Consider the following 2,683-nt stretch of genomic DNA (forward strand, 5'->3'; position numbering starts at 1 on the left):
GCGGCTACTGCTGCGTCGTCGAGTGAACGAGCTGTTTACTCAAAGCCGCAGTGCCGCGGGTAGTCGCAGCATAGCCGCCATGCTCCAAGCAGAAGGTACAGTGATCGGTCGCTTTAAGGTAAGAGCGCTGATGAAAGAGCAAGGCCTGATTAGTAAGCAACCGGGGACACACGCCTACAAGAAGTCGACAGTGGAGCGGCCTTGCGTATTCCGGTGAACGTGACCGGTCATTCCGGGGATCGTGACCGATTTGCACACGGCCTTCACGCTGGAACGGGTTTTGTACTCTGAGCGGTCACGATGGGTCAATCGATACGGTGTTTTGAGCGTTAGCTTTTCTCAGTGATTCCCCCTTCAGATTGAGCCGGTGGGCACCGTGCAGGAGCCGGTCCAGGATGGCGTCGGCCAGCGTGGCGGAGCCGATGTAGTCGTGCCAGTGCTCGGTGGGTAGCTGGCTGGCAATGAGCGTTGAGCCACGTCCGTGACGGTCCTCGATCACCTCCATCAGATCCTGTCGTTGCTGGGCATTGACCTTCTGCATGCCCCAGTCGTCCAGGATCAGCAGATCGGTTTTCAACAGCTGCGTCATCAGGCGGGCGTAGCTGCCATCGCCGTGGGCGATCCGTATTTGTTCGAACAGCCGTGGCACCCGCAGGTAGCGCACGGACAGGCCCTGGCGGCAGGCTTGGTTGCCCAGGGCGCAGGCCAACCAGGTCTTGCCGCAGCCGGTGGGGCCGGTGATGCACAGGTTCAGGGACTGGCCGACCCAGTCGCAGCTGGCCAGACCTGCCATCCGCGAGCGCTCCAGCCCTCGCGGGTGGCGGTAGTCGATGTCTTCGATGCAGGCCGGCACGCGCAAGCGGGCAGCCTTGAGCAGGCGGTCCAGCCGGCGGTTTTCACGGTGCAGTACTTCCCGGTCCACCAGCAGGGCCAGGCGTTCTTCGAATGCCAGATCGTGGGTTTCGGGCTGTGCCCGTTGTTGTTCCAGGGCGTCGCACATGCCCGTCAGCTTGAGTTGGCGCAGGGTGTTGAGTGTAGTGTGAGTCAACATAGGTTTCTCCGGGATCAGTGGTAGTAATGCGGGCCGCGAACGTTGGTGTGCGCCGGCAGCTCGGTCAGGTCACGCTCATCCTCGGCCAGTGGCAGGGGGAACTGATCTAAACCCTGTTTCAGGATCGAGGTGATGCTCTGGTAGCTGGCCGAGTTGATGGACAGCGCCCGGACGCACGCCTGCTCAAGGCGTTCACGGCTGTAGCGCCGGCTGAGGTTCAGTAACCCCAGGCAGGCACGGTAGCCATGCTCTGGATGAGGGCGGTCCTTGAGCTGGCCCTGCACCACCTCCAAGGTGGCGGGACCGATGTCCTTGGCCCAGTTGAGGAAGCGGCCCGGTGACCACTCCTTGTGGGCCTGATGCGCCTTGGGCATGTGTTCGGTCAGGGTCACGAAGCGGCTTTTGCCGTGGCGGGGATGTAACGCCACCCGCTGCCCCTTGTGCATGACCTCCAGGGCGGTATCCGTTACCCGTACGTCCAGCACCAGCCCCACCAACGCGTGGGGCACGCTGTACAGCCGCTTATCGATCTCGATGTGGTAGTCGATGCCCGGCCGGGCCTTGCGCCATTCGGCGTAGGTATAGGGCGCTGCTGGCATCGGTCGCAGCGCCGGTCGGTCAAGTGCGTCGTACAGGCTTTGGCGGCTCTCGGTTTGCCCTTGGAACGGGCGCTGGTTCAGGGCTGGTAGCAACGCGGCAATGGCGGTATTCAGTTCGGCCAGGGAGAAGAACATCTGGTGGCGTAAACGGGCTAGGATCCAGCGCTCGACCAACAGCACCGACGTCTCGGCCTTCGCCTTGTCTTTGGGCTTGTAGGGCCGTGCGGGCAACACCGCTGTCTGGTAATGGCAGGCCAGCTCAGCATAGGTCTCGTTGATCGTCGGGCTGTAGCGGTCCGCTTTGCTCACCGCAGCCTTGAGGTTGTCCGGAACCAGCAGTTCCGGTACCCCGCCGAAGAAGGTGAACATCCTCTGGTGGGAGGCGATCCAGTCTGGAAGGCTCTGGCTCCAGGTGGCCTCGGCGAAGGTGTAACTGGAGGCGCCCAGCACTGATACAAAGACCTGGGCCTTGCGCACCTCACCGGTAGAGCGGTCCACCACCGGCACAGTGGGACCACAGTAATCGATAAAGATCTTCTCGCCAGCCCGATGGACCTGACGCATGCTGCGGCGCTGCCGGCCACGCCAGAGTCGGTAGTGGTGGCAGTACTGGCTGTAGCGGTAGGCCTTGTCGCCGTGGCGTTCCACGTACTCGGCCCAGAGCAGTTGCAGGGTGACGCCTTTGGTCTTGAGCTCCTGATGGACCTGGAAGTAATCGGGCTCGGCAAAGCGTGACGGTGGCGTCTTGGCCGGGAACAGCAGCGCGTGCAGCCGAACCTCGTCCAGGTCCTTCGGCAGTGGCCAGGTAACACCCTGGACCTGGGCCAGGCTGACGTACTTGCCGACCACGCCCTTGGAAAGTCCGCAGGCACGAGCAATGCGCTCGTGACTAAGACCGGCTTCGTATTTGAGGCGCAAGACCTCGGTGATCTGTCGCATGGAAATCCTCGCAGCCGGCATCCGCTCTTCCTCGTGGAAAAAGGAAGCGGTATGCGCGATTAAGTTGAAGAATTCCAGTGTGTTGGCAGTGATT

The 2,683-nt window shown here is 62.1% G+C and carries 2 protein-coding genes and 1 pseudogene; 1 reads left to right on the forward strand and 2 read right to left on the reverse strand.

The features are described 5' to 3' along the window. Positions 1-202 (forward strand): annotated as a pseudogene (locus AC13EY_RS00240) (IS3 family transposase); the annotation flags it as partial. Between the two features lie 93 nt (positions 203-295). Here AC13EY_RS00240 and istB read toward each other — a convergent pair. Next, on the reverse strand, positions 296-1,051 hold the full coding sequence (istB, locus tag AC13EY_RS00245) for an IS21-like element helper ATPase IstB (protein WP_228247765.1): 756 nt from the start codon (positions 1,049-1,051) through the stop codon (positions 296-298). 14 nt (positions 1,052-1,065) lie between these two features. Continuing rightward, entirely contained in the window at positions 1,066-2,610 is a 1,545-nt protein-coding gene (gene istA / locus AC13EY_RS00250; protein WP_228247764.1) for an IS21 family transposase, read from the reverse strand. Positions 2,611-2,683 lie beyond the last annotated feature (73 nt).

The sequence above is a fragment of the Halopseudomonas sp. L-58 genome, assembly GCF_056859475.1.

Bases quoted from the DNA above. Each gene is read 5' to 3' on its own strand.
- istA (WP_228247764.1), bottom strand. From the start codon at position 2,610: ATGCCGGCTGCGAGGATTTCCATGCGACAGATCACCGAGGTCTTGCGC.
- istB (WP_228247765.1), bottom strand. From the start codon at position 1,051: ATGTTGACTCACACTACACTCAACACCCTGCGCCAACTCAAGCTGACG.